Source organism: Thermodesulfobacteriota bacterium (genome assembly GCA_036482575.1).
In the GTDB taxonomy this organism is placed as follows: domain Bacteria; phylum Desulfobacterota; class GWC2-55-46; order GWC2-55-46; family JAUVFY01; genus JAZGJJ01.
Genome location: JAZGJJ010000083.1, coordinates 1 through 6589 on the forward strand (window position 1 = coordinate 1; position 6589 = coordinate 6589).

The following is a 6589-nucleotide window of genomic DNA, read 5'->3' on the forward strand; positions in this document are numbered from 1 at the left end:
GGGGGGGGGGGGGGGCGCCCAGGCCGGAGCGGAGGCCGCTGCCTCCACCGGCAACGGCAGGCGCGAGTCCTACCACCACAGGCCCATCCCGCGCATGACCAACACAATCATAGCCCCGGGCGAAGGCGGCCCCGAGGCCATCGTCCGCTCCGTCAAGAAGGGGCTCTTCGTAAGGAAGATGGGCGGCGGGCAGGTCAATACCGTAAACGGGGAGTTCGTCTTCGAGGTCACGGAGGGCTACCTCCTGGAGAACGGCAAGGTTGGCGAGCCCGTGCGGGGCGCCACGCTTACCGGCAGCGGCCCGGAGATATTAAAGACCATAGACATGGTCGGCAGCGACCTCGGCTTCGGCATCGGCACCTGCGGCAAGGACGCCCAGGGCGTGCCCGTGGCCGACGCCCAGCCCACCATACGCATCCCCGAGATAGTGGTGGGCGGAGGGGTTAAGGCGTAAAGCCCCTCCCGTGTTGTGGGCGGTCACGGTGCTGCCGCACGGGCAATGTCTATGCGGCTCCAGTACGACTTTCATGCCGCATGCCCTAACGGTAGTTCCTAAATTTAAAACCCCGTCACGGTGCTGCCGCACGGTCAACGTCTATGCGGCCCCAGTACGACTTTCATGCCGCATGCCCCAACGGTCGTCCCGAAATTTAAAACCCCGTCACGGGGTGTTGACGGGGGAGGGTGTAAAAGATTATAATATGGAAAAAAGATATTGCGGTTGTTTTATATCTTAAGGCTCGGGAAGGTGACGGTCGTGAAAAAGATACTCTTTCTGTTGGCAATAGTTCTCGTGGCGGCCCCGGCCATGGCAAAGATATTCAAGTGGACGGACGATAAAGGCAAAGTCCACGTTACCGACAACTACCACTCCGTGCCGGAGAAGTACAGGGAGCAGTTCGCGGAGGAGATGAAGAAGGAACAGTCCTCACCCGGCTCTTCGTACCAGGGCACCACTTCCACGACCAGGGTGAAGAACAAACTTGACTCCTTCTGCGACGAGGCAAGAGACGCAAGGAACCTGCCCCTGCGGCGGATACAACAACTGCTTGAGGATGCCGCGATGCTCGAGCCCGACCTCCGTGATCTGGAGGTCGGCGGGAGGGACTATTCGAACACACCTGTCGCGGCCAGGCCGCCTTCCGGGCCGAGAGGGCCGGGCGGTTCGGGCGGAAGCGGCCCGATCGGCTATAAGGATATGGCCCTTAAGCGTTTTTCAACCTGCAAGATGGCTCTGGTCAGCGCGCTCCAGAACAGGCAGAACCAACAGAAGGAAAGAATCAGGAAGATGGAGGAGTTCAAGGAGGGTTCGAAGAGAAGCCGGTAGGCATACATTATAGGGCAGAGGAGATACTATGAACCGATTCGGGATTGGAAAAATACTTTTGATCGCGGCTTTTTTTGCCGCGCAGAGCACCGTTCAGACACCGGACGCCTTCGCCTGGGAGCTGGTGGAGGGGTCCAAAGCCCCGATCAGCAGGGGAGAGCTCATCAAGGCGGTCAAAAAGGGCAAGCCCGTTATCGCCAGGATCATACAGGGCGACGATATTATCGAGCTTATAAAGGATACGGACTATGACATAAAGATATCGGATTCGGTTATCGAAGGCGGGTTGGACTTCAGGAAGCTGCCGAAGGTGGCCTTGAAGGAGGAGAGCCTGCCCGACGGGTGGAGTGACGAGGACAAAGCTGCTTTTGTCACGGCCAAAGGACCTTATATCAAGAAGGTCCGCATAGTGACGAACGCTATAACCATAAACTCCTCGGAGATAAAGTCCGTCGAGGGCGTCGGTTCGATCCGGGCGAAGAAGACTTTTTTTAATAAAAAAATTATTTTCAAAAAGGTCGTACTTGACGGCAAGGCCTCTTTTTCAGACGCCCTCTTTGACGACAAGGTGAGGTTCATGTCGGTTGACTTCAACGGGGGCGGGGTCTTCACCGGAGCCCTCTTTAAGAAAGAGACGTACTTCAGGGTCGCCGTGTTCGGTGCCGAGTCGTATTTTTCCGGTGCCGAATTCAAGGAGAAGGTGGTATTCAATGCCATCTTCAAGGAAAGGGCGGGCTTTTCAGGCGCGACCTTCTACGGGCGCGCGGCTTTCTCGGATACGGGCTTTCAAAATGACGTGCGCTTCTCGGGCGTAGTGTTCAAGGGCATGGCCCTGTTTGACGAGGCGATATTCGGAGAGCGGGCGTACTTCGCGGGTGTGGAGTTCATGGGGCATACGGACTTCTCGGATGCCGTGTTTACCGGGGTGGTCTACTTCTCGGGGACCGTCTTCAAGGAGGAGACGCATTTTATGCGCGCCGCCTTCAAGGGGTTTTCGTTCTTCCCCGGCGCGAGGTTCCTGGATAAGCTCTCTTTTGAAAAGGCGCGCTTCAGCAAAGACCCTATATTCTCCGGCGCGGTCTTCATCGGAGACCCCCCTCCCGTATTACCGCCCTCTCTCGTAAGGTAGGGCCAGGTGCGGACCATGACGAAGAAGCTCTTAACGGCCGCCGCCGCGTTCCTTCTGATTCCTTCCCTTTACTCCTGCGGAACTCATGAGATGGCCGCCGGGGGCCCCGGGGGGGGAGGCGGGGGCGTAGAACACGCCGAGCACGTCCATACGAAAGGGGACGAGTTCACCTTCTACGAGGAACTCGAAGGCAGGGCCCCGGACTTCACGCTCGTAAACCAGGACGGAGAGGAAGTAAGCCTTTCGGACTGGAGGGGCAAGGTCGTGGTGATAACCTACATATATACCCACTGCACGTATGCCTGCCCCCTCCTGGAGTCCAAGCTCATAACACTACAGAACACCTTCGGGGAAAGGCTCGGCAAGGACCTTATCCTCGTCTCCATGACCGTCGACCCGGAGAGGGACACCCCGGAGGCTTTAAGGGCCCACGCCCGCCTTCTCGGCGCGGACCCCACGGGGTGGGTCTTCCTTACCGGCAGCCGTGAAGATATCGATAAGGCCCTCGCCGCGTACAAGATAAGGTATACGAAGAGCAAGGACGGGGAATATAACCATACCAACAGCACCACGATTATCGACAGAGAGGGCAACCTCGCCTACAGGTTGAACGGGCTCCATTACCCCAGAAAGGTCCTGGTCGAGAGGACTAAAGAGGCGCTCGGGAGGAAAGAGTAGCAGCGTCAACCGGGTTGCCCGCCATGAACTCCGTATTCGTAGCCATATTCGCCTTTGCGGCCTACATCCTTGCCTACCGTTTCTACGGCCGGTTCCTCAGCCGGAAGATATTCGATATAGACCCCGACAGGCTCACCCCGGCCCACGAGTTCCGCGACGGGGTGGACTTCGTTCCCACCAAAAAGCATATCCTCTTCGGCCACCACTTCACCTCCATAGCCGGAGCGGGCCCTATAGTGGGTCCCGCCATAGCGGTCATCTGGGGCTGGCTACCGGCCCTTGTATGGGTGGTATTCGGCTCTATCTTCATGGGCGCGGTGCACGACTTCGGCGCTCTCGTCGTCTCGGCCAGGCACGGCGGCAGGACCATCGGGGACGTAACGAAGGAGCTCATAGGGCCGAGGGCCAGGAGCCTCTTCCTCCTCTTGATATTTTTCGCGCTCCTTATCGTAATCGCGGTCTTCGCGCTCGTTATAGGCATACTCTTCATCGACTACCCGGCCACCGTGCTCCCGGTATGGATAGAGATGCCGATAGCCGTGGCACTCGGCTTTCATATCTATAAGCGCTCCGGCAGCACGCTTCTTGCTTCTATTTCGGCACTTGCTCTTCTTTATGTCTTTATCTACATAGGGATGAGCGTGCCTATCGAGATGCCGCCCTTTGTAATGAATAGCGTTATACTCTCATGGGTGGTGGTGCTTCTGGTATACGCCTACGTGGCCTCGATCCTGCCCGTGTGGGTGCTGCTCCAGCCCCGGGACTATATAAACTCCCACCAGCTCTTAGTGGGGCTCGGGCTCCTCTACCTGGCGCTCTTTATCGCCCGGCCCGAGATCGTGGCCCCGGCGGTGAATATGCACCCCGAGGGCGCGCCCGCCATGCTGCCGTTCCTCTTCATAACGATAGCCTGCGGGGCGATATCCGGCTTCCATTCTCTGGTGAGCTCCGGCACGACCGTGAAGCAGCTGGATAACGAGCGGGACATGCCCTTTATAGGTTACGGCTCGATGCTCGGCGAGGGGGTGCTCTCTGTGATGGCCATACTGGCCTGTACGGCCGGGTTCGCCACTCTTACGGATTGGAACGCGCACTACGCGAGTTGGAACTCGGCGGCAGGGCTCGGGGCCAAGGTGGGGGCGTTCGTAGAGGGCGGGGCCGGGTTTCTCGGGGCCGTGGGTTTCAGCCACGAGCTCGGAGCGGCGCTCGTGGCCGTGCTCGTAATAAGCTTTTGCGCCACTACGCTCGATACCGCAACGAGGCTCCAGAGATACGTGGTGGCCGAGCTTGCCGATAACTACGGGCTCACTCCGCTAAAGGGCCGACACCCGGCCACCATGGTGGCGGTCGCCTCGGCCTTCGCCCTGAGCATGATAAATAACGGCAAGGGCGGGCTCATAATGTGGCCGCTCTTCGGAACGGTCAATCAGCTCATGGCAGGGCTCGCTCTCCTTGCCATAACTATGTATCTCGTGAGGCGCGGGAAGCCCGTCTACTATACGTTCATTCCCATGGTATTGATGCTCGTTTTTTCCGCCTGGGCCATGGTCATAAATATCGGGAACTTCCTCGCCGCCGGGAACTGGCTCCTTATCTCGCTCGGCTCGGGGATACTGGTGCTGGAGGTGTGGCTCGTGATGGAGGCGGTGGTTGTCTTAAGGACGCTCGGCAGTGTGTCAACTGACGAGGCCGTGCCGTATCCGGTGGGGGAGGGGGACTGAAAAGGGGCCTACGCAAGCAGGCCCCTTTTACGTTGACAAACCTTCGGCGAGGAGTATTATTGGAGGAAGGTCGGGGCGAAAAATAATTTGTTGCAAGGAGAGAGGATGGCCAGTGATAGACCAACGATGATTCTCCTATCCAAATCGGATATGAGCAAAGAGGAAATTTCAGCCCTGTCTGATGCAGAAGCATGGAGATTGATATATTCAATTCCTTCTATCAAGGTAAAAGACAAGCGGTTGCAAGTCTGCTTCACCGGCTTTGGTACAAGTAAGAGACAAGAGCTTACTGATCTCGCTCGCAACAATAATTTCAGGGTTGTTTCATCTGTTACTAAAAATCTGGACTTCCTTTGTGGCGATGAAAATGCTGGCCCAAAGAAAATTGAAAAAGCTGAAGCTCAAGGGGTGCAATTCTTGGATGAGAGCCAGTTCATCTGTTTAATAGAAACAGGTGAAGTACCAAGTGGCGGTAAATAGGGGTAGCGGGGCTGTTGAGAAAAGCAATATTTCTGTCACTCCCGCGAAGGCGGGAGTCCAGAATTCCTTGAAATAGCTGGATTCCTGCTTTCGCAGGAATGACTTTTTTTGAAAAAGACACTTTTTCAAGAACCCCACAGCGGCCGTTTTTTATTGCCCCCCGCTTTTTGACAGCTTCGAGTAGTCAGCCTGCCGCCGAGGCCGTGCCGTACTCGGCAATAGAGGAGGATTAGATTATGTGCGCCAAGGTGAGGAGCACCCCGGCCGTCGTGTGCGCCGCTATGATGGACTTTATCGAAGGGACCAACCTCTGCCCACCCGCGTAGTCCTTTAAGAGCCCCGTCGCACCCTTCCACGCGAATACCAGAGACAGTAACGCTATTAGTGAGGCAGGAGGCAGTAGTCCGAGAAGAACCCCCACGATGAGGCTAAGGTACGCCCCCGCCACGATAACGACAAGTCCCCACCTCCCCCTCTCCGGCCCGAGACGGACGACGAGGTTACGCTTGCCAGCCGCCCTGTCCGCCTCGTAGTCAGGGAATTCGTTTATGTAGAGGAGTGCCGCTATGAGGAAAGAGATGGGGAGAGAGATGAAGATTATTTCGGCCCGGAGGCTGCCGGTCTGGACGAAGTAGGAGCCCGCGACGGTCAGCACGCCAAAGTTAAGCCCCACCATCAGCTCCCCGAGCCCCCGCCCGGCGAAGAATACAGGCGGGGCCGAGTAGAGAAGGCCCGTGGTAAGGCCGACCAGACCTATAAGAAGGAGCGGCCAGCCGCATATAAAGACAAGGTAGATACCGATCAGGCTTCCGGCGGTAAGGAGTACGGTGCCGAGCACGAGCGTTTCAAGCGGCGTCATGAGCCCTTTCTGGATCATCCTGCTCCCGCCCGTGAAGGGGGTGAGCGGGGTTTTATTTATGTCGTCCGTACCGTTAAGGTGGTCGAAGTAGTCGTTTATGACGTTTATGCCGCCGTGGTAGAGGACCGCGGCAAGGAGGGTCGGGATGAGAAGCCATAGGCTGAACGTGCCCGCGAGGTGCCATGCCGCGGCCGCGCCGAGCACCACCGGCACCACCACGGCCGGGAAGAACTGCGGCCTCGCGGCCATTATGTAGAGCACGAGCCTCATTACGGATTAAGTATAGACCGGCTTTTACAACCGGTCAAGGTGCTTGCATACGGCGGTGCTGAACCAATACTGAATTAAGTTCAGCACAAGGGTTCAGGATGACCTTAGCGGGATTGCTTCGTCCC

7 protein-coding genes are annotated in these 6589 nt (G+C 57.4%); 6 read left to right on the forward strand and 1 reads right to left on the reverse strand.

Translation table 11 applies throughout. The features are described from left to right. The 6 genes from V3W31_03605 to V3W31_03630 form a co-directional block, all read left to right on the forward strand. A partial coding sequence (locus V3W31_03605; GenBank protein MEE9614027.1) for a metallopeptidase TldD-related protein occupies positions 1–454 on the forward strand: 454 nt, incomplete at its 5' end. A gap of 303 nt (positions 455–757) precedes the next feature. Then, a complete protein-coding gene (locus tag V3W31_03610; GenBank protein ID MEE9614028.1) occupies positions 758–1327 on the forward strand; it encodes a DUF4124 domain-containing protein in 570 nt (189 codons plus the stop codon). Between the two features lie 28 nt (positions 1328–1355). Next, complete coding sequence (locus tag V3W31_03615) at positions 1356–2456, forward strand: pentapeptide repeat-containing protein (protein ID MEE9614029.1); 1101 nt, start codon at positions 1356–1358, stop codon at positions 2454–2456. A gap of 15 nt (positions 2457–2471) precedes the next feature. Next, positions 2472–3134: an SCO family protein gene (locus tag V3W31_03620; protein MEE9614030.1), complete on the forward strand. Its 663-nt coding sequence runs from the start codon at positions 2472–2474 to the stop codon at positions 3132–3134. 23 nt (positions 3135–3157) lie between these two features. Continuing rightward, the gene (locus tag V3W31_03625) at positions 3158–4855 is read left to right on the forward strand and encodes a carbon starvation protein A (protein MEE9614031.1); all 1698 of its coding nucleotides are present in this window, start codon (positions 3158–3160) and stop codon (positions 4853–4855) included. 105 nt (positions 4856–4960) lie between these two features. Next, a complete protein-coding gene (locus V3W31_03630; GenBank protein MEE9614032.1) occupies positions 4961–5335 on the forward strand; it encodes a BRCT domain-containing protein in 375 nt (124 codons plus the stop codon). A gap of 229 nt (positions 5336–5564) precedes the next feature. On the opposite strand, the gene menA is transcribed toward V3W31_03630, so the two are convergent. Further along, the gene (gene menA, locus V3W31_03635) at positions 5565–6464 is read right to left on the reverse strand and encodes a 1,4-dihydroxy-2-naphthoate octaprenyltransferase (protein MEE9614033.1); all 900 of its coding nucleotides are present in this window, start codon (positions 6462–6464) and stop codon (positions 5565–5567) included. Between the last annotated feature and the right edge of the window lie 125 nt (positions 6465–6589).